Raw genomic sequence first — 22204 nt, forward strand, 5'->3', positions numbered from 1 at the left:
ATACCCGCGACTGCGCCATCTGTTTATCAAAGGCCTGCACGTTAGGCACAGCCTGTTCCGCTTGAGGGCTTTTATCGGCGTTTTCCGCTGACTGAACCAGAACGGGGATGGCCGAAAGCACAACAATCGATAACAAGGCAGTCAAGATTGCTTTCTTCATATTACTTCTCCTCAATTTTTAGCAACACAACACAGAGTATAGTGCAAAAATAAACGGCCCTCATATTCGGGTCTAACGCGAACCGCTATTCCGGCACAAGGTGCAGAACATCCCCAGGAATTACCTCCCTATGTTGATTTTATTACAGCTTTAATAAGGGGCTAACACTCGATATGGCCGTTTTAGCCTTTTGAATAATTAAAAGTATTATGGTAAAAAACGAAACAGGGCTGCTACCGTGACGCCAATGCCAACAGCAGACCTGCATGCTAAGATTACGCTTTCTTTACTTTTCAAAAAACATTTTTTGGACTAATTAACCTGAATTCGGGATAAAAATTAAAAGAAGTTAAACTAAATACCTGCTCCACGATCTGATCATTTAACTGGAAAAATCAGATACAAAGAAGGGGGTATACATGATTAATTTAACGAATACGTTTTATGATGCGGATGATTTTTGCAACGTTTTTATCCCTAGGAGAGACATTCGTTTAATCATCAACAATGAGATAAAAAAAGACGAGTTTCGCACATCAGAAATAATGACAGTTATCATTAGCTTTTATCAATCTCATCAGAGAGATTTCAAGCATAGTTAGATTGCGTGGAACCAATAGATCAAAAAAACACTCCTGAAAATCAGATGATTTATGCTCTAAACTGCTGCATAATGTTGAGTATACTTCTGGAACAGAGCTGATTTTTAATATACATTTTTCCCAACAAAACCTTTGAAAATTGTTAACAAAATTATTTTAAAATCGAACCAAAGTGACCAAGTTTTTATGTACTGCAAATCAAATTCAACACGTTTTTCCATTTTTTCAAGTGTGTCAGTTTCTCCTCGCCATCCATTTATTTGTGCCCACCCTGTGATCCCCGGTTTTACTTTATGCCTAAGCATATAAAACTGCACTTTACGGCGATATTCTTCATTATGTGCGACGGCGTGTGGTCTAGGCCCAACAAGAGACATATCTCCACGCAACACATTAAAAAACTGAGGGAATTCATCTAAAGATGAGCAGCGCAAAAAAGCACCTAAAGGAGTTATGCGCGGATCATTTTTGGTAGCTTGTACGACTTTTTTGTTATTTTCCATTACGTACATGGTTCTAAATTTCCAAACAAGTATTTCCTCCCCCCTTAATCCATAACGGCGCTGTTTAAATAAAACAGGACCTGGAGAGGTTCCCTTAATAGCCAAAGATATCAATAACAATGGTATGGCAATGATACAAAGAATAATAAGGCTGCCGACAATATCTTCTATACGCTTAAGCCACTTTTTAGGCCCAAGGTAGGGAGACTCGTAAACACTCAATGTATCAACAGCCCCCACATGCTCAACACGGGAATGAATCAAATTAGACACAAAAAAGTTAGGCAAATAGTGCACATCAACGGTTGTATCACCTAACAATAATAAGATATCTCCAATACGTTTTTCTGCTTGTAAAGGAAGCGCAAGAAACAAAATATCTATATGACCATCTCGCGCCTGCTTAATGGCATCTGCAACCCGCCCATTCACATCCAGATTAAAACCCTTCTTTACCCGAGCTAGGGAGCGGTCATCATAAACGCCAACTAATTCATAACCTAACTCATTATTTTGTTGGATTTCTTTAAACAAATTAACAGCAGAATCGGTCGCTCCGACAATCACTACTTTCTTAACAAAGTGCCCTGATTTCAGACATGCTTTTATACATTGACGTTGCAATACCCGCCAAAATAAACTAAAGAAAAGATTAAGCATAAACCATAAAACGATAGTGACACGTGAAAAACCTTCTGATTCTTTCAGTAAAAAAGCTAACGTAACTGCCACTAAAAAAGCGATAGAGATACAGATCCCTACTCTTAAAAACATCGCTGAAAAACGGTCTGTGCGTCTTGAGCGATAAAGTTCAAATGATTCAGCTAGATACAAAAAAAACACGGAAATAATTAACACTGCAACAAGATATTCTCGACTCAAAGAAACGCCATGTAAATAAGCAGCTACAGGAAGGCTTAAAAATAAAATTGATAAGTCAATCAATCGGTAGATAAATGAATATGAGTTTGACTTAGAGGTAAGAAATTTCTGTGATGTCACAACTTAATCCCTTTGTTGGTTAACCGATATACACGGCCATTGTTACAAAGCTTGAGCTATATTCAAGATAGTACAGTTGTATAAAATAGCCATCATGAATAAAAACAGGGTTCAACACAAAAGGGGTGATTATGGAATTGAAAAGACATGTATTGACGGCCTTAAAGGCTTCCCTAAAAGCACTTACAGAAATTTTAAATATATATAACAATCAATTACAGCTCAAGAGACATTAACCTCGTTTTCCGTAATAGCACCACATTCATTTCTTTTTACTCCCAAACTACTCACTTAAATGACAATATGTTATAAAAAAACAAGAAGACGAGGTGGGGAAAATAAAGCAACCAACACAGTTCTAGAACATAGAAAATCTGAATTAGGGATAATAATTAAAATAAGTTGAACCAAATTCCTGTTCCAAGATCTGATCTTTTAACTAGCAAAAGCTGATAAAAAAGGTTCGAAAAAAACATGATAAAGGTAGTGATAAGCAGGCAGGATAAAGCGATGCTCAGCAAGCGTTGTCGTATCGAAAAAATCAATGATCAAGTAAAAAAAGTTCATCTGTAGAGCACACGAGATACCACAGTATTACTGGCTTTGTTGCAAAGATGCTTGGTGGTTTAATTACCTATTGCCTGCAAAAAAAATCCATCAATCAATTTAACACCCAATGAAAAAAAGGTGCTAATTGGTTAAAAGATCATAATGGCTTAACTCGATCTTAGTTTGATTAGTTAGGCAACTGTTCCCAGCACTTAAAAGACGATGAATATATTAAATTGGATAGAAAAAACAACTAATAACAAAACAGCGTTATTACAACATCTGATTTGTCATTAGTTGCTCGTTATTCAATGAAAGTAGCTTTTAACTCCTACTGCATGGTTAACCCGGCAAACGCTATTTGACTATAGCTTCCAATATTGCCAACAGGTTTTATCTCAACATGCGCATCCCCTGAAAATTCAAAATCAACGCGAATATAATACCATGCACGCCCACGACTTAATTCTATTGGGTACGTTTCACCATTAAGGTTAATTTGGAGTTGTGATGAACCATCTGTCCAGGCTCCCGCTCTTAAAAACAATGAGCCAGAAACTAATTGCTCACTACTATTTTTCAAATCAATAGAGATCACATTATCCTCATTCCACCGCATTCCAGTATAACCCGTTGCCACCACCGCGCCATTATCAATAAATGAATAGGTGCTATCTCGGTACTTCACCTTTCCTTGATAATCAATCCCAATCACCTCACCATTACTCAAGTTCTCATTACCGGAAATAAGATCAGAGGTCATATATTTAACATTGCTTACATCAATATTTTCGCTATCAGAGAGGCTGATACCTGTTAATGAAGCAATGCTAGGGACGCTGATATCTGTTAATGGAGCAGAGCTAGGGATACTGGTTTCATTCAAAACAACACCCGCAACTTGTAAACCACTATAGCTGCCAAAATCACCAGTAGGTCTGATTTTTACCGCCACTGAATCCTCAAAGGCAATATCAATTTTCAGATAATGCCAAGTATACCCACTGGGTATAGAAATAAACTCACTCGTATCACCAGCTGTTATTAAAAATGTGGCAGGCTCAGAAGTCCATACACCAACTGACATATAGAGTGAAGCAACCTGAGAATCACCATTACCATTGAGTGAAAAACTCACACTATTTGATTCGTTATAACGCATTGAAACATAACCACTATCAATGTCACCACCTTGATCTTGAAACGTAAATAAAGCAGAATCTGAATAAGATAAGCTACCCTCTCCAATAGTATATTGAACATTTCCAACGTCATCTTTGCTAAAATCACCGTTATAAGTTGCATCACTCTTAAAACTATACAGCTCTCGTCCCGCTAGCTCGATAACATCCGGTTTTGTAATAAACTGTCCGATAATCATTGCACTGCCCGTCATATCTGGCAAAGTGGTATCCGCTACAATATCTGTCTCAGGAGTATCAATACAATATTCTTGGGTATAGGCAGTTCCTGCCTGATTAAACGACCCGACTCTGTAACAATAAGCAGTTCCTGCAACAAGATTAGAATCTGTATAAGAGGTCACATTTGAATTTAATCTAGCCATCACCACAAAATCGCCACCTTCATTTCGTTCAACAACAAAACCATCCTCGTTATCAGAATTATCTTGCCAGGCAATATTAGCCACGACACCACCTCCCGCACCAGTATCGATGTCAATAATCACATCTAATTTATATTCTTGCCATAATTTATTGCCAACAAAAATAGTTAATAAAATAGCAACAGCTATCAATGTACTTCTTGCAATACTTCGCTGCGTTTTATTGAACATAGCCAATTCCCCTTTTTAATAACGCCGTTAACAACGAAAGTCAGAACATGCTAAGATTATAGTAATAAAATAGATTAACCGCACAAAAAAAACCAAAAACATATCAACAAAATAGCTGGATAAATTAATCCAGACGAGATATTAGTTCTATTTTATTGATATACAGAATAATTGGCTCTTTTAGTTGGTACATATAAAAATCAACACCTGCTATGTTGCTTATATTTATCTCTATTCCTGTCAGCGAATGTTTTATTTCGGCTAATGCCACGTTGTAGTCATTCCATCCAGAGTCGATTCTTAACCATTTCCCAAACCGATCATTCTGGTCAGGTATTGATTGATTATGAATTTTATCTGTGAAGATAAGCCCAACCTTAAGAGGACTGAGTTAGGATTAAAAAATCAATCTGTTTATAACCTTGCCAATCGCCGGCAAAAAAACGTAAGACGACACGGCAGTCCATTTTCGCGGCCAAGGTTAATCTCATGATTTTTTTATCTGCAACCCCTGATTAGGGTGATTCACTTGAGTTGACCATTGCTAATGGCAGATCTGCTTTCCAACGTGTTAATTCTGAGTGACTATCAAATTTAGCAATAGTCGAAAAGTCCATGCGCAGGTCATATGCATCTTTAACAGCCTGTATTACTGGAACGTAAGGTATAAAAGTAGGGTTATATAGAAACAACGAGAAGCAATTAAAAGATTGTTTTTTTGTTGAAATTGCCAAAAAAAGTAGGCAGAAAACGCACCAAACAAGCCATAATAGAGGTCACTAAGCTGGCGCGTGCGAGAGGAGAACGGCGGCAGAAGCTCTATTCCACCGCCAGTAATAAGAGTAATTAGGAATAAAAAAAGTTAAAAACCGTTGTCGTTTACCAGTACTGTTATTTATATCGCTACTGAATGAAATTAATCCCCCCCCAAAAAAATAAAAAACAGATAATCTGCCCGAGAGGCCATAGTGTATCCATCAACCTTCCTAAAATGAAATGAAAGCAGGCACTCAAGAAAAAAGCAAAAGCATCAATATGAAAGTAACCCATAAAGCGAGTTTTTTTAACATTATTGACTACCATTCAAAGTGAAGTGAACAAAAATGCAAATATAGGCCTTACCCCATATAAGGATAGCGAGTCCGTCAACTCCGTCATAATTAAAGAATAAATATACTTCGCTAGGTATACCTATTTATGAAACTGACCTACAATAAATTTCATATCTTTTGACTGATAATTGTATATTGATATTTCAGGATGAATAAAACGCAAACATAAATCTGCTCACAATAGAGTGATTAAATTGAATAATCAACAGGGATTTGCTGGATAACTGAAGCAAAACAGAGTGAAATAAATAAAAAAAATACTCCTAAAATTGTTTTTAAAATTAGGCATTTATCAAGATTTCCACTTCCTATCTCGCCATAAAATAACAATTTTATACATGCATGGCATTATTAATGACACGGTATCTACCCCGTGGCAACCATTACGCATGCAGCATACTAAGCAGGCTTTAGCTGTTACGCTTAAAGTCTTATCTGAAAAGTACACATTTATTTCATTAACTACAGCCGTAGAAATCTTAAAGAAACAGCGCCCTCCTGTTAACAATGCTCTGGTGATAACCTTAGATGACGGCTATTTAAACAGCCTGACATCAGACGCACCATTATTCGCACATTTAAACATTTCACCGACAATATTTGTTTCCACTGAGCATCGCGAAGCTAACCAGCCATTTTGCTTTGATCGCTTGGATTATGCATTACAACAAATTACCACAGGAAATGTTCAAACCTTTGTAGGCCATGAAATATTCATTTTTAATTGCCAAGCAAGAAAGAAATTGCAACAAAGTTATGCCATTTTTGGTCAAAAAATTAAAGCACACTTTAAATCTGATATCGCAATGCGAGATTACCTTTGCAGTCTCTGTCAAGAAATAGAGCAACAAACAGGTAAAGCGTTAAGTGCCATCATTAATAACGATCCTTGCGCTGCATTAGCAGATTGGCAACAACTCAATTACGCTAAAAAAAATTTAAATTTTGAAATAGGTAGCCATACACTTAACCACGCACGATTAGGCTTAGTTGATAAGCATACGGCATCGATAGAATTAGCTGAATCAGAAACCAAACTGAATATTCATTGTGTAAGTTTTTGTTATCCTGACAATAGCTACAATGCTCACTCGGTCAAAACTGCCGCGCTGCACTACAATCGCGCCTTAACAACTAATAATGGCTTGAATAAACTTAATTGTAATTTAATGACTTTGAAACGTTTTCATTTACCAACTAACGACAACCCACTTAAAATACTGTTCGCAATATCGGCTTTGCGCAACGGCTTTAATATCAGCCAACAGAAGAGAAAAACACTTTATGAAAATATGTATCGTTGCAAATAATGCTTATGGCGCATTAACTGGTGAAGAATCAGGTCATATAGGTGGTGTTGAAAGACAAACTGCATTATTAAGTGAGTGGCTTGCCGCTAATGGACATGAAGTAATAGTGATCACTTGGAATGAAGGTGGCTCGCCTGTTGAGATTGTAAATGGTATTAAAATAATCAAGTTATGTAAAGTAACCGATGGCCTACCTATGATACGCTTTTTTACACCACGCTGGACTTCCCTAATATCAGCACTAAAAGAAGCTGATGCCGAAGTGTATTATCACAACTGCGCAGAATATGTGACAGGGCAAATTGCGATGTGGTGCAAATCACATCACACGCCTTTGATATATAGCGTTGCCAGCGATGCAGATTGTGACATTGACTTACCAAATTTAAAATCTAAAAGAGAAAAGTACTTATTTCGCCACGGGCTAACCCATGCAAACTTGGTCATCACCCAAACACAAAAACAAAAGCAACTTTTACAACAGAATTACTCAATAGATGCCCAAGTTATTAACATGCCAGCGACGCCCCCCAAACCGCTAGAAAATTTTAAACGAGCAGCCTTGTTTAACAAACAAAAAGTGATATGGGTTGGCCGATTACATAAAGTAAAAAGAGTAGAATGGCTAATTGACATTGCCAAAAAATCACCCGAAGTATCATTTGAAATAATAGGCCCAGAGGGCGATAAAGCCGATTATATGACAGATATCCTGCAGCGCCTAAAAAACAGTAAAAACATCACTTATTTAGGCAAAGTCAGTAGAGCCGATATGCCTGCTATTTACCAAAACAGCTCCATTTTATGCTGCACTTCAATCTACGAAGGGTTTCCAAATACTTACCTCGAGGCATGGAGTTACGGTGTTCCCGTTATTACAACCATTGACCCTGACGATATCATTAAAACACACAACATGGGCTATCACGTCACAAGCAAAGAGCATTTCCAAAGCCATATTAAGCTATTACTTAACGACCCTATTCACTGGGAAAAAACGTCGTTAAACTGTCAAAATTATTGTTTACAAAATCATGAGCAAGGCAGGGTGATGAAGCAATTTGAGCGTGCATTTTTATCGGTCGGTTTCAATCGTATTGGCAAACATTTTGATCAGCAAAGTGAAAGTTGGTCTGATTACTACCAAAACAGCGCTATTAGCATTGCACATCTCGATTTACAACAGCGACTCGTCTACTGCCAAAAAATGTTAGCCAATATAGCAAAACAAGAAAAAACAATGCATTTACTTGATTTAGGCTGTGGTCCAGGAGATAGTTTTCCAGCTATAAAATCAACGGGAGACTGGCTAATAGAGGGGGTAGATATTTCTATAGAGATGATAAAAATAGCACAGATACAACACCCTGATATCAATCTAAAAATAGCCAACGCGTCCTCTCTGCCTTTTGAAAAAAACAGATTCCAAACAGTCATATCACTGGGTGTCTTAGAGTATATCGAAGGCTATCCATTAGTCATCTCTGAAGTAAAACGTATACTGCAACCACAAGGACATTTTGTTGTTTCTATCCCCAATAAACAGTCAGTTTTTAGAATATTAAGAAAACTAGAAAACCTATTTGTAAAGCCATTTAAGAAAATACCCCTGTTGAAAAAAAAACAAAGAAATATTCCCTCCATTCATCATCAACAATGGTCACAAAAAACCTTTAGTGATAATTTAACCTCTCAAGGTTTTTCTATTGAAAGTATTGAATACTGTACCTATGCGTTTCTCAGCCCAAAATTAGAAAGTTCGACTTTTAATCTCCACCTATCAAAATGGTTACATAACAACTTACGCAGAAATGCCAAGCTTAAACATTTTCTAGCGAATACCATTATTATCCATGCAAGAGTAAATAAATAATGAAAACCAAAATATTAATCGTGATTAGTAATATGGAATTTGGTGGTGCGCAACGTCAAATAGTAGAGTTAGTCAACAATATAGACCAAACTCAGTTTGAGATACATGTTTGCTCCCTTTCTGAATATGTACCACTTACAGAGCAGTTTAATGAGGGAATTCCTCTACATATTATTCATAAAAAAGCCAAATTTGATTTCTCAGTTGTTTTTAAATTAGCAAGCTTAATACGAAAAAATAAATTTAACGTCATTCACAGTTATTTATTTGATGCAGAAATAGCGGCCCGATTAGCCGCAAAACTATCATGCACAGATATTAAAGTGATAGGCTCTGAGCGTAATGCAAATTACACGCTAAAGCCCATTCAAAGACGGGCATACAAACTCACCAAACATTTAGTCAATGCTATTATTGCTAACTCCCAAAGTGGGGCTGATTTTAATGCTAGCCAAACGGGCCAACCTGCCAGTAAATACCATGTAGTCTATAACGGTGTAGATACCAGCAGATTTAGACCTCAAGATAAGAAAACTATCCGTGCCGAATTAGGCATTGACCAAAACTGTAAGCTTATCGGCATGTTTGCCAGCTTTAAACAGCAAAAAAATCACCCATTTTTAATCGAAGCTCTTCAAAAAGTAAAAGCGCAAGGACATGAATTCAAGTTACTTTTAGTTGGGGATACTCTTCATGGTGGACTGCACGGTTCTGATGATTATACAGTTAAAGTAAAAAAACAAATTGAAGCATCAAATTTTTCCGATGATGTTATTTATTTAGGCAACCGCGATGATATCGAGCATATTTACCCTGCCTGTGACTTTACCGTTTTGCCCTCATTATTTGAAGGGACCCCGAACGTAGTGCTCGAATCAATGGCATGTGGCGTCCCCGTTATTGCAACTGATGTTTCGGATAATAAAAAGATAATAACGAATATTCTGAATGGTTACATTATTAGTCTCAACAATACCGAACAATTAAGTAGCAGAATCATTACGTTATATGAGAATAAAGAAAATCTTACTCTGATGGCCATAAATGCAAGAGAACAAGTAGAAAAATATTTTTCATCACAAAATTTAGCTGCAAATATGCAATTAATTTACTGTAATAAAGCACTTTAACAAGCAAATATGATCAAAGAGAGCAAAAACATGAAGAGGAAGCCCCAAATTCAGTGTCAGGGTAATTTGTTAAATATCCCGTGCGCTATCTAAACGCACTTCAAAAAAATGACTAACTAAAATAAATTAGCTGATTAAACCGTTAGCCTTACACATTCACATCACTATAAACACTTCGGGGCTTGATATCAAAAACACACGTACTTTTTTACACAATCTGCTTATTGGATATCCACTACATATAATATTTCACATATTGTCTAGAGGAGAAACATTCGCTTTACATGAAATACAAGTAAAAGATATAAAACTGGGACAAAATCCTGCGAGCTTATTTTACCCCCCAAAAACATTTATTTTTAAACGAGGAGGAGACTGGGACTCTGACACTAGAGAAATTGAAAAGCATCCACTATACATCAGTTACATGCAACGCATAATAAATAATATGGAATGGAAAGATACTCCGTATTATAAAAAAGCGCTGTCACTCACAGCGGATGGAGGCACATTTAGAGGCGGTGACTATAACAGAGATGAAATTCACATTTTCTTTGATAAATGTGATGATTTAATCGAAGAGATAAAAAAAAATGGTTATAAAAGCAATAGACGATTATTCTCAGAAGGGAAAATAAAAAAAATATGCCTTCTTTCTCAAGAGGTTAGCGTCAACATCTCTCGCGACAAAAAAATCATATTAAACGATGGTTGGAATCGCTTTATTATTGCCAAATTATTGGGTATCGAAACGATCCCAGTAAGAATTTTAATTACACATAAATCAAATATTTAGATTCACGATATTCAAACATACTACTACAGGCTTTCATATTAATGAACGATCAACAGTTGCTTTAAATAAAGCCTCATTATTTTCGATTATACGGTACTAACCTCAACAGCTATTTAACATTTTTTCTTGCAAAGACAGAATGATAACAAAGCGCAATCTACACCTTGAAAATTATTTCCCAAGGTGTTTAATTGAACGCTTACTCGTAATCCATCTGTATGTTTGAAGGAGCAAAAGGAACGGAAAAATATTGTTGACCACTCCCAAATTCAAATGCTCCTATATCAATTTTATCGCCTTGGAATCGAGCCTCCCCAGATAAGTCTTTCTTTGCATCCACTTCGTATAAAGTCGCTATTTTTTCAAATACGAAAGTAGTAGCTCCTTTGTCGATAGCTGGTGAATTATTTTGTAGTTTAAAATCTAAATTTTGATAAGCAATAAATAATGGATTGGTGTTACTGCATAGGGCACAAGCACCATAAGAGTCTTGGTACTCTTTTAGTCCAACTACTTGATTACTGCTTCGTCTTATTCGTTCACCATCGGGATGATATAAAATATTATTATCTATAGTACTAAAATCTAAGACTTTATAATCGCCAGTAATATCCGAACCGTCTGGTCGAGTTCTATATGCAATAATATTATTGCGCACAATATACCCACTACCAGTTGCTAGCTGTATTCCATTATCAAAATCATAAATAGTATTATTTACCGCACCACTATTCTTTGTACTTCTAAAATGTATCGCTGTACCCACAGAATAAAAGCTGGTCGGATCCCAAGAAGCATAATTAAGTGCATGTACATTATATATTTGATTACCAATAATCCATGCGTTATCAGCACCAGTGACTACAACCCCTAAGACTGCATCATGGATCGTATTATTAAGCACCCATACATTAGTTGGATTATTATGAATTACAATCACTTCTCCGTCAGAAGATGTGGACTGCCCGTACCCATACATAATATTACTCGATACGACAATGTTATCTGCTCCCTTTATATCAACTGCATTTTCACCATCATCATGAAAATTGTTTGCACCAATGTACACATGACTAGGTCTTCTGAGATCAGATGGATCAGCATACCCGGCCTCTCCGACTTGGATAGAATCGCCGCCGTTATTATGGATATGATTATTCAAAACCCACGTATAATCAGCATAGTGACCAATGTGAATTCCATGATAATCATTTTCAGCCGCATCAATGCTTATATCACCAAAACCATGAATATGGTTATTATAAATAATTATATTATTTACTCCGTTACCAGCAACCGATAATACCTGTGTATTTCCATCCGCTAGACCAGGACCTGAAAACTCATTATTTCTGACCACTATATGGTCTGAACAGGCACCATCAAGACAACGTAAGCTTAATGTTTTTCTTGAGGTGTCAAAAAATAAATTTTCTATATAGGCATAACTTCCCGTTATTATGGTTTCTCCTCGAATCAAAGCTTTATTTAAGCTGTCGCCTTTAATCCAAACAGGAGCTAGTTCAGTACCCAAACTATTAATCGAAATTCTTCCACCTCCGGTATATGGACCATTATGTATTTCTACATAAGCACCGGCCTGCAAATCACCTTCTGGAATTGTAGCTCGGGGAAGGTCAGGGGAACCAAATGGGTTATTACTGTCAGTCGCGTTCGCATGTGACACATCGACATAATAATAATTATCAACTACCTGATTTGGCCAGGCATCTGGTCGATTAGGTGCCTGACGCTCAATAGGATCCCCCCCCCCCCAATCAGGCATTGGTATACCGACAGAAGGTTCATATGCTAGAAGCATACTTGAGAAAAAAACAGTAATTGAAATAAGGGAAATTGCCAACTTTGTAAGTAATTTCATTTGCTAGGCTCCAAGTAAACAAACAACAAATTCATATTAAACAATATAGAATAGTAAAAATAAATTGCCATGGATCATATCGCGATAGTAGATAATATATGGGTGACCGCGTTAATGTAATGAACAAATCAATTTTGACCCGGTTTTGTAATCATTCCAATATAACTCATCAACTCTATTTGAGCTTCGTCAAGATTGAAGTAACCTATTTTCAGTATAGATGCTGTTTTTAAATTTTTAAAGAAATGATCTATTAACGCATTATCCCAGCAGTTTCTTCCTGCGACTCATACTCTGCTTTATTCTGAATCACCATAATAGTTAACGATATATTCGACTTGTACAATGAGAGCAATAACATCGTAACCAGCTATTTTAACGGGAAAATATATTTAAGATTGAAATGCGGATTCAATTTCTTGTGCTTTATAATCTACAAATAACACGAGCAATCGTATCGTGTTTAGGAATACTGGCATCAAAAGGGCTATATTGGCAAAGACAATCAAGCTTAAATGCCCCAAAAGTAGGTATCCTCCTAACCTTCAAAGTCTGATATCAAAGCACTTATTGCAAGAAAAAGAATATCTAATAGGTTGTTTTTTACAGCTTTCAATCCTAAAATCATAGTGTTTTACAAAAGCAGCGCTCATGACAAGTATCTAAAATAAAATCATGTACTGATATAATCCTCGTTTTTGAAAAAGTTTAATTTATATCTAAATTTATAATACGCTTACCACAATGCTTAGACTGATAGCGATTATTACAGTTTGATAAGATCGTAGAGAAGATGTCTACAGGAAATGTTTATAAAACGGCCACGATTCCTCACCTTACTATTAATAACCTCAGAATTTTGATTATAAAGTGTTTTTTAGGTGCAAATGTCAGCTAATCACCTAAACAACAATTAAAGTGAATAGAGCTATAAGGGAATATACACAATGGCCAAAAGCTTGAATAAGCAAATCATCTTCACTCCAACATTTAACCTGTTTGTTAATTAATTTTAAATTAAAAAAGGGTGAAATATGGAAAACCAAAAAAGCACAAATTTTATTACGGTTTTTACTCCAACTTATAACCGAGCAGAATATTTGACAAGGGTGTATGAAAGTTTAGAAAAACAAACGTATAAGAATTTTGAATGGTTAATTATTGATGATGGCTCATCTGATAACACAGAAAATATAGTTAAAAATTTGGCAGCTGAGGCAACATTTGATATTCGCTACATATATCAAGAAAATCAGGGTAAACATGTTGCTATAAATAAGGCAGTCGAAAATGCAAGAGGTAGTTTTTTAGCAACCCTAGATTCAGATGATTGGTATATTGATACAGCCCTCGATACCTTAATAACATATTGGGAGAAATTGCCTACCTCATTCCAAGAAGAATTTGTTGGGGTTGTCGGTCTTTTTGCTTATACATCTGGGAAAATTGTTGGCTGTAATTTCCCTAAAGATGTCTTTGACTCCAACAACATTGATATCTGGGCTAAATATAAAATGAACGGTGATAAAATTGGGTTTAATCGAATAGATGTTATGAAACAGTACCCTTTCCCGGTGAATCTAGGTCAATTTGTGACGGAATCACTTGTTTGGCATCGTATAGGAGCTAAATATAAGACTCGATTCGTCAATGATATTATTGGCATTAAAGAATATCAAGAAGGAGGCCTGACAGACAAAGGCCTAGTTAATCAAGTTCGCAGTTCGAAAGCATCTTTAACATACCATAGCGAGTTAATAAGCTATGGTAAAAAATTACCTTTTAAAATTTTTATCAAAAGTTGGGCAAATTACATAAGGCATAGCTTTCATGAGAAAATCCCTTTTATTGATCAGGCTATACGTTCTCCGTCACCGCTTATATGGGTTATGCATTTACCTGTAGGCTTTTTGTTATATGTTCGAGATCTCTGGTATCTGCATATTGCTCGCTAGAAACACTTTCCTTGTGTTGGCAGGTTCGCCAACACTAAAATACAACACAGTCAACAAACGCGCTATTTACCACAGCTACAGAATACCTTCATGCCTTGGCTCTCAAAGTCATGAAGGTGAATAGGGAATGGTAAAAAGGTAGCTTAACAAACTTAAATAGGGTGTCCAAATTCAGTTGACCAAGTTATTAGCCCCCCCTGAGCAGGTTACATTCATCGACCTTGGACAATTGAAAATAGCCAGTACTGGGTACTTGATTTCAGATAAGATGAATGCAAAATGTATGCAGAGGATGAACCTCGAAACTTAGCACAATCAGATGTTCTTTATTGAATCTAATAAAAAAGCCATTCAAAGATAGTATGGCAGAGCGACCTAGTCTGATGATCTTTCTAAAAACATAATCCAACTCTGAATGTTCCACTTAATATACTATGTTAGTAGAATGAAGATAGCTTAGCTTTTATTGAGTAATGAACCTTATTACCAATCCTCAACAAAAACACCGAATAAATTGAAGATATCATCAAGAACAATAAACACAATGCAATGGTTATTAATTCATTGTTAATTTCATGAGCCATACTTTCCCAAGGTTTTCTTAAAAAACCATTGACCAAAAATAATGGCATTGAGATTGTGCCAAAAAACATACAAATCTTGTAACTCAAACCTCCCTCTTTAATTTTTTTTGTTAAAAAACTGAAAATACACAGCAGAAGAACACAAAAAAAGAAATGGCTCAATAAGAAGGCATATTCATTAAAATTACCAATGACAAATGCAACAATTGAAACAATAAACAACCAATTTGATAGTTTCACTGGTTTATCTTGAGCTAAATAAATACCTAAACATAATACCGGCATGTGCCCAATAGGGGTAAAAAACACACTAACATCACTATATAAGTAACCTTTAGTAAGTAAAGATATGATTAAACAGCTTAAGCTAATATAGATTAAAAATACATTTCCAAATCGTTTGAACATAGCCAATATGAATGGAAACACTAAGTAAAATTGGAAAATAAACGATAAAAACCACCATGGTCCCACTAACGAAAAACCAGTTCCTGGGTAAAAATTATACAGCAAAGAGAACTTGAAAAAAAATGATTTAGAAATAGGAATAAACCATTCAGCAAACCCCATTCCATTATAAATAACATTAATGCTAAACATAAAACCAAAGTATGACACTATCGCGAGCAAAAACATCGGGTAAATTTTTTCTAAGCGATCGAATATAAATTTTACATATAAAAAATCACTTTCATTTTTAGCGTATTTCTTCATCAAGCCATAAGCACTTAAAAAGATAAATACTTGAACACCAAAATGCCCAAAATAGCTAAATAGTGCACGAATAATACCAGCAGGTTCAGTTAACAAAATATCAAACAAGTTGTAAACATTTTCCGGCATAAATTTCATTTCATTTTCTTTAGGGGTAGGAAAACGATGCATAAAATTATGAATAGCTATCATTAATATAGCTAAACCTTTAAAAATATTAGTTTCTACTTTAGTGATGCCATTCCAAATCATATTTTTATTCTTTGTTTATTGTGCCTAATTTAACTTTCACTTTATTCTTACATTAATTAATGCAATCTACAGTCGAAAACGATAAACATAAGTAATATTTCATTCAGGCTAAGTTGCAACTCCACAAGAAAATAATGATGTAATCTTAACGTGCAAAAATCGAGATTAAAAAGTGACAATTTTTAAAATATGAAGTATTCCGTCAATTATTTTTCTACAAAATCATAAAATTTACATTTTTCCATCATTTCTTTACTGCTAAAAGTAATAGTTTCATTCGATGATGTCATCGAGTAATCATTACAAGTTCCTTCCCTATATTCATCGTTAATAACCGAAAGAGAATTATCAAGTATATCTGATTTAATACCAACCCAATTAGCAAGAGTGTGAATGAAATTGCGTGCATAATACGTTCTTTGAATTTTTACTGATTTTTTTATAGATTGACTATCCCAAAAAATAAGTGGCACCTCGAATGCACCTCTGCTTACAAGGTCATCAAGCCCATAAAAAAAATAAGGCGTACGATTTAATCGCGTTAACCCATGGTCAGAAATATATATCAGCTTTGAGTTTGTTTTTTCAAGTCGAAGCATGATTTCATTTAATATGAAATCAGTGTATCGAATGCTGTCGTCGTAGCAGTTTTTAATATTTCCCAACTCTTCTAATTCAGGCACTTTGAAGAATTGGGTAGGACTTCTTTTACAGAAATTAGGATGGGAACCAATTAAGTGAATTACGATGAACTCCCCATCAGGATTTGATTTTTCAGAAATTATTTTTTCAAGAGGTTTCAATACTACATTATCAAAACCCGATTCAGTAAAATCCCCTTTATTAAGAAAATATTGGTCATTGGAGGGTTTAGCTAACAAAGTCACGCGTGTATCATAGAATCCAATGTAACCTTGATTTGAAATCCAATGAGTAGTCAAGCCCATTGAGTTCATTAAATCAATGGCATTATAACTATAATCAACAGTGCTTTTATCATTCAGTGTTAACATCCTGGAAATAGATGCACTTGTTTGAGGTGCAGGCGCGTAAACGCCATCAATAATAGTCATCCCTCTTCTTTTTGCTAGTAATGGAGATGTTTCTTTTGGATAGCCATATATTGAATGATTACTTTTTCTTGCTCCTTCACCGAAGACTAGAACGTAGAAATCTTTTTTTCTACCATATCTAGAAATATTTTCCCACTGGCGACTCTTGGGCATATCTCTAAACTTCTCTAACTCTTTAAAATATTTGTGAAAATTATAAAGATCTGCGGTAATAAAGCCTTTTTTTACAGCTGTTCTTGTTGCATCGAGCCAAGTATGTGCACTTCGTTCTTCATATCTATTTATCACTTCTGCACAAAACAAAAGAGGAAAGAGGGCGATTAACACAAGTAATCTATTATTGCAGGCCACAGAGAGGAAATGGAAAATTATTGTACATACCAATGTAAAAACAGCCATCAATATACCAGGTATTATATTTACAGTTTCATAAAATTCTTTAGTCTCATTTATGTTTGTTTCCAAAATAACAGACACTGCCGCCAATCTTGGAAATCCTCCGTACGAAACACTATAGGTCACTACATAAAGTATGTAAGATGTGATAAATAAGCAAGTAACATAAAAAATGAATTTATGGATTCGACTAGAAATAAACAATATTGATAATATGAGTAGTTGGTTGTAAATGGTGTAAAATAAGAATCTTTCTTCATGCCCTGCAAAACCGGTTAACACTAAACTGTGTAAGAAAAAAATACAAAACAAACTTACTATGGGGTACTTTGAAAGCATAGCGAATATTGAGTGATGTAGTTTCATGAAAAATTCCTCTCTGGTTTAACTGATACATGTAATCGTAACTAAAAGTAAAACCAAAGGGATACCATAACAATTTGATTCTAGTAGTATAGTTTGCATTTTTTTGATAATGCAACGGTACAACTTAACTAAAAATTTTATTAAAAGATTACTAAATACAACTAATAACGAGATTTACAACACAAAATTAACACCAAATAATTATCAAAATCATAGGTAAAAATCATTCCTCAGAAAGTTTCATTAACTCACTTTCCTTTCTTTGCTCTGTTTTCATACGTTCAACATGTACCCGTAACATTAAACCTATAGCTACCCACATTCCGACAGCCCCCTCCCGAGGATAGAAGTTTTGACTACCAATACCTGCAATTAAAAAAGCAGAAACCAGCGCAAGAGATATTCCCCCTGTTACAACATAAATACTATATTTTCCATCTCTAAATAAACCCCAAGAATATTTGATAATTAAGAAATAAAAAATAAAAACAGGAATTCCACCTACAAAACCATTATCTTGCAACCATTGTAAATAAGAGTTGTGGGGATGAGTAAACCCTTCACTTCCACCACTCTCTGTAAATATTTTCTGTGTTAAACCTATGTTTTTCATTGCTTCACGTCCATAACCAAAGAATGGTGCTTTAATTATCGACTCCCATACGAGTGGCCACGCAATAACACGACCAGAAGTCACAGAATCGAGATCAATCTCATTTGATGCGAATTCAATGTCTTGGTTTTTTATTTCTTGTCTTCCAATTGAGTCTTCAGGTGATATTCCCTGAGTAAAACGATCTACTGCTGAGGGGGCAAATGTAAATATACCCATAAGTAAAAATGGAATTAATAATAAATACTTTCGCCATTTAAAAACACAAAAAACAAAGCCTAATATAGCCCATGTTGCATAGCCAGTTCGGCCTCCTGTTAATGCCATTGCAAGAAAAGTAAACATACATGCTGGTACAATGAAAAACCAATAAAGCTTAGTACTTACAAGCTCTTTTAAACAAAAGATAGCCCAAAAAGCACCACTCATCATCATTGATAAGTTAACACGGTGAAAGCCTACATTTCCAGACAAGACTTTAAGTGCTTTATGTTGTAATTCATCTCCACCCATGGTTAACGCACCTAATTTCATAGCTTTTATAACCTGCAATGCCAAGAGTACGAACATTAAAGCTAGCATTACAATTGCATAATTATATTGCTTACGATTACGGCAACCATCAAAAATAATCATTGCAGGAATCACCCATTTAAAACAATTTATAAGATACTCATTAATTGCACTTATCTCTGAAGTGGCTGAACCACCAAAGGTTTGAATTAACTCGTCCACACCGCTATGGTCGAATAGATAACGGATAACACTGGTTAAAATAATGAAACCATATAAAAACAACAATAAATTGAGGTGCTTTGGCATATCCCAAGTTAACTTTTCTTTTTTCCGATTAACTAACCATGAGCAAAAAACGTTAACAAACAAAAAATTCCAATGATTCAACCCTGGCACGTCCGCAATAGATTTAGGCATATCGGGGTGTTCAAAAACAGCCATCAGCAAAACCAGCCAGCAAGCTGCACGAAACCAATCTTTCCAAGCATAGACAGATAGATAGGCGATTAACAATGTTAGTATAGTAAGACGAATCAATGTGAGCTCTTTGATTTTTTTAAATTAAAGGAATAATTAATACTCTGCCACTGCTCCGTTACTGAAGGCACTGTAAATGCGTTTGTTGCACTTAATGCATTCGCTGTAAACGTGGAATACTGCAGAGGTGCAGCAAACATTGCGACAAAAGCGCGGGCAAATTCCTCTTGAGTGAGTTCTTCGATTAAATAACCATTAATATCATTTTTTAGAATATCCCCTAAATCGCCTACATCTGAAGTTATTGCAGGCAACCCTGACATCATCGCCTGAATTAATGCTTGCGATAGCCCTTCTGAGTCTGAGGTTAAAACAAAGCAACGCGATTGCTTTATCCAGAAATCTACATTGCTTTGCCACCCGGTAAAGACAACCTGCTCTGATAATCCTAACTCTTGAGCTAACTTTTCTAATTGTAGTTTATTTGGTCCATCACCAATGATTACGGCACTAATATCTGGCTTAGATACTTTAGCTAACTTAATTGCATGTAAAAAACGATCAACACGTTTCACTTCAGATAAACGACCAATCAATATTAAATCATATTTTTTTTCAACATTAACATCTGGACAAAAAATATCGTTATCAAATCCGCCAGGTACTATCTCACATGGCGCAGTGATGCCTTTTGCTTTAAAATATTCAACAGCAGATGTACCCATAGTCACCACCACACTCATAACGTCAACCGATTTTAATAGCAGCTTTTCAATAAATAAGTCTGTTTGGCCAATACGATTAAAAATGCGACTTTCCGTTTTAATACCACCACCTTGGACTTCTCTAGGCCCACCGCCACAAATATATACGGATTTAGCGCCAATCAAACGCGCCAGCAAAACCACGATAAGACCATTAACCAACAGATGAAAACCAACAAGTACATCTGGTCTTTCTTTTACGACTAACCATGAAAAAAACAGTAACCGCGCACCGACTTGCCCTGCTATTTTTTGCAACCACCACGGAGCATAAGCCCCTTGAACATTATTCATTGCCGGCACTGGCGTAGCGGAAACCATGATAAGCTTAGCGCAATTATTTGCATTCGCCATTGGTTTTAAGTGAGTGATTAACCAATGATCGGAATAAAATGTACCAGTGACCAAAACTCTTACCTGTGCAGGCACTTTCTTTTGAGGCATTACTTTAGATAGTGTCAACAAGCAGTAATAAATAGTTAATACGCTTCGCAGTATCCAGCGGTAAATGTGCTGAACTGGTGTAGCGGTGTTATTTTTATTTTTCATAGGTTTATCACAATTGGTCAGGATAATTTAACGGTAACCAAGCAATTGACACACTGCTACGGTTTGTTTGATCAGGTTGATTAATTTGTAGGTTTAGGTACTTTTCACCATTAACATACAAACTGGTTTTCTCTGGTTTGTCTACATACCAAGTAAGCCCATGAAGATCTTCACCACAGTAAGCAGTTGTGAAATGAATCTGTGTTTCACCTCCTTGCAATTTCACCACAAAACCAAGTTCCTCTACGGTGCGGTTATACCCTAACAAACGGCGCGTTGTGGTTACTAAAATTTGCTTTTTTTGTTGATAGCTGGCTAATAATTCAAACGCTTGCCTGGTTTGCTCTGAAAAAGGTTCCCGCTCTGAAAATACTTTACCAAGATGACTATAAAATATACTGCAACCTTGATTTTTCACTAATGTATTTAATACTGCAGGGGTTAACACATTATGGATACCTCGGGCAGAATCGAAAATTGATACACCACCCCAGGAGGGGTTGCAACGCATAAACTCTAAAACAGGTGAGCCATCTGTCAGCATCGTTTTTCTTAATACTTTATTCGCGCTATGCATAGCATATTTTTGATTACCTAACCGCGCTAGCCATCCTTTAATAAATTCCAACAGTATAGTTTTGCTCGATGCTTTAAACTGTTTTCGGTTAAAAATACTAGCATAACTACGTTTGGCATTCTGAGCCACACAACTGCTTACACGCCCTTTCCATATAAAAGGCAATCCACCTGACTGTACCGTTAAATCAGTATGATAAGCTGCTGCACCAATTTCTGCACCTTGGCCCTGCATAATATCATTATCTAAATTAGTGGCAGCTTGGCCGTGATCGACCCACACCTCTATTTTTCTTTCGCCTTGGCGTATCACAGACCAATATTTTTCAATTTTTTCTCGGCTAATGACAAAATCACCAAAGGAATGCAAGCAATCGATATGTCCAGATTGAATTAATTTATGTATCTTTTCACGACCGTCATTATCGGTATTGGTATAGGAGAAGTTATGTGCAGGCATATCAAAAAAGATCGTATTGCCAACTTCTAGGCCAACACCTTTTCCAAGCAAGGTCTCTTTCGTGGTATTTAAATAGCGTGCTGTTTCAAAATAAATATCTTTATTCGGCGTTTCATCTAAATCGCTACAGATAGTAAGCATAGCTTGATAGGGGTAAGGGTATTTTCTTATTTTAACTCGCATAACGTCTCG

General features: G+C 35.8%; 13 protein-coding genes and 1 pseudogene. 6 read left to right on the forward strand and 8 right to left on the reverse strand.

Annotated features, from left to right (window positions below):
- Window positions 1-866 precede the first annotated feature (866 nt).
- Window positions 867-2267 carry an undecaprenyl-phosphate glucose phosphotransferase gene (locus CXF72_RS18645; protein ID WP_101041291.1) on the reverse strand — a complete coding sequence of 467 codons (1401 nt, stop codon included), beginning with the start codon at window positions 2265-2267 and terminating at the stop codon, window positions 867-869.
- Window positions 2268-2735: 468 nt separating this feature from the next.
- Here CXF72_RS18645 and CXF72_RS20355 point away from each other — a divergent pair.
- Window positions 2736-2969: pseudogene (locus CXF72_RS20355) on the forward strand (transposase); the annotation flags it as partial.
- 178 nt (window positions 2970-3147) lie between these two features.
- Here the strand turns inward: CXF72_RS20355 and CXF72_RS18650 are convergent.
- Window positions 3148-4614: a fibronectin type III domain-containing protein gene (locus tag CXF72_RS18650; protein WP_101041292.1), complete on the reverse strand. Its 1467-nt coding sequence runs from the start codon at window positions 4612-4614 to the stop codon at window positions 3148-3150.
- A gap of 1450 nt (window positions 4615-6064) precedes the next feature.
- On the opposite strand from CXF72_RS18650, the gene CXF72_RS18655 reads away from it, so the two are divergent.
- The 4 genes from CXF72_RS18655 to CXF72_RS18670 all read left to right on the forward strand — a co-directional run bounded on the left by CXF72_RS18655 (window position 6065) and on the right by CXF72_RS18670 (window position 10835).
- Window positions 6065-7036, forward strand: coding sequence for a polysaccharide deacetylase family protein (locus CXF72_RS18655; RefSeq protein WP_101041293.1), 972 nt, complete (start codon window positions 6065-6067; stop codon window positions 7034-7036).
- The gene (locus CXF72_RS18660) at window positions 7011-8909 is read left to right on the forward strand and encodes a glycosyltransferase (protein WP_101041294.1); all 1899 of its coding nucleotides are present in this window, start codon (window positions 7011-7013) and stop codon (window positions 8907-8909) included. Before CXF72_RS18655 ends, CXF72_RS18660 begins: the two co-directional genes overlap by 26 nt.
- The gene (locus CXF72_RS18665; protein WP_101041295.1) at window positions 8909-10039 is read left to right on the forward strand and encodes a glycosyltransferase; all 1131 of its coding nucleotides are present in this window, start codon (window positions 8909-8911) and stop codon (window positions 10037-10039) included. The genes CXF72_RS18660 and CXF72_RS18665 overlap by 1 nt, the downstream gene beginning before the upstream one ends.
- Window positions 10040-10295: 256 nt before the next feature.
- Window positions 10296-10835, forward strand: coding sequence for a hypothetical protein (locus tag CXF72_RS18670; protein WP_101041296.1), 540 nt, complete (start codon window positions 10296-10298; stop codon window positions 10833-10835).
- A 199-nt stretch (window positions 10836-11034) separates the two neighbouring features.
- Here CXF72_RS18670 and CXF72_RS18675 read toward each other — a convergent pair whose 3' ends face one another.
- A complete protein-coding gene (locus tag CXF72_RS18675) occupies window positions 11035-12717 on the reverse strand; it encodes a choice-of-anchor Q domain-containing protein (RefSeq protein ID WP_101041297.1) in 1683 nt (560 codons plus the stop codon).
- A 1034-nt stretch (window positions 12718-13751) separates the two neighbouring features.
- Between CXF72_RS18675 and CXF72_RS18680 the strand changes: the two genes are divergently transcribed.
- Window positions 13752-14672, forward strand: coding sequence for a glycosyltransferase family 2 protein (locus tag CXF72_RS18680; protein ID WP_101041298.1), 921 nt, complete (start codon window positions 13752-13754; stop codon window positions 14670-14672).
- A gap of 437 nt (window positions 14673-15109) precedes the next feature.
- Here CXF72_RS18680 and CXF72_RS18685 read toward each other — a convergent pair whose 3' ends face one another.
- The 5 genes from CXF72_RS18685 to CXF72_RS18705 form a co-directional block, all read right to left on the reverse strand.
- Window positions 15110-16222 (reverse strand): acyltransferase family protein, encoded by a 1113-nt coding sequence (locus tag CXF72_RS18685; protein WP_101041299.1) that lies wholly within the window; start codon window positions 16220-16222, stop codon window positions 15110-15112.
- Between the two features lie 206 nt (window positions 16223-16428).
- Window positions 16429-17772, reverse strand: a complete 1344-nt coding sequence (locus CXF72_RS18690; protein ID WP_232785031.1) for a phosphoethanolamine transferase — start codon at window positions 17770-17772, stop codon at window positions 16429-16431.
- 508 nt (window positions 17773-18280) lie between these two features.
- Window positions 18281-19723, reverse strand: coding sequence for an O-antigen ligase family protein (locus tag CXF72_RS18695; protein WP_101041301.1), 1443 nt, complete (start codon window positions 19721-19723; stop codon window positions 18281-18283).
- Window positions 19720-20976 carry a glycosyltransferase family 4 protein gene (locus CXF72_RS18700; RefSeq protein ID WP_101041302.1) on the reverse strand — a complete coding sequence of 419 codons (1257 nt, stop codon included), beginning with the start codon at window positions 20974-20976 and terminating at the stop codon, window positions 19720-19722. Before CXF72_RS18700 ends, CXF72_RS18695 begins: the two co-directional genes overlap by 4 nt.
- A gap of 7 nt (window positions 20977-20983) precedes the next feature.
- A complete protein-coding gene (locus CXF72_RS18705) occupies window positions 20984-22195 on the reverse strand; it encodes a hypothetical protein (RefSeq protein WP_101041303.1) in 1212 nt (403 codons plus the stop codon).
- Between the last annotated feature and the right edge of the window lie 9 nt (window positions 22196-22204).

Source organism: Psychromonas sp. MB-3u-54, assembly GCF_002836415.1.
Taxonomy (GTDB): Bacteria; Pseudomonadota; Gammaproteobacteria; order Enterobacterales; family Psychromonadaceae; genus Psychromonas.